Origin of the sequence: Pseudomonas putida (assembly GCF_028682475.1) — a bacterium.
GTDB lineage: Bacteria > Pseudomonadota > Gammaproteobacteria > Pseudomonadales > Pseudomonadaceae > Aquipseudomonas > Aquipseudomonas putida_AG.
This window is the reverse complement of the sequence record NZ_JANHLE010000115.1, coordinates 1-436: the sequence shown is the minus strand read 5'-3', so window position 1 is coordinate 436 and position 436 is coordinate 1. Positions and strand designations below refer to the sequence as shown.

Sequence of the window (436 nt, the reverse complement as noted above, 5' to 3'; positions counted from 1 at the left end):
CTGGCACACGCGCTGATCGAGCGCGGGGTCGGGCCGGATGTACTGGTCGGCATCGCCGTGGAGCGTTCGCTGGAGATGGTCATCGGCCTGCTGGCGGTCCTCAAGGCCGGCGGTGCCTATGTGCCGCTGGACCCGGAATACCCACGCGAACGCCTGGCCTACATGCTTGAGGACAGCGGCGTGGGCTTGCTGCTGACCCAGCAGCCGCTGCTGGAGGTGCTGGCGCCGGGCGAAGTGCCGTATCTGCTGCTGGATCAGCCGGGCGCCTGGCTCGACGCTTACAGTACGGCCAACCCGAATGTGGCGGTGGCGGCAGAGAACCTGGCCTACGTGATCTACACCTCGGGTTCGACCGGCAAGCCCAAGGGCGCGGGCAACCGTCACCTGGCCCTGGTCAACCGCCTGTGCTGGATGCAGGACGCGTATCAGCTGAGCT

The 436-nt window shown here is 67.4% G+C and carries 1 protein-coding gene; it reads left to right on the top strand.

Annotated features, from left to right (window positions below):
* Nucleotides 1-436: AMP-binding protein (locus tag NPS47_RS25415; protein ID WP_274297450.1), on the top strand; the 436-nt coding region annotated here is incomplete at both ends.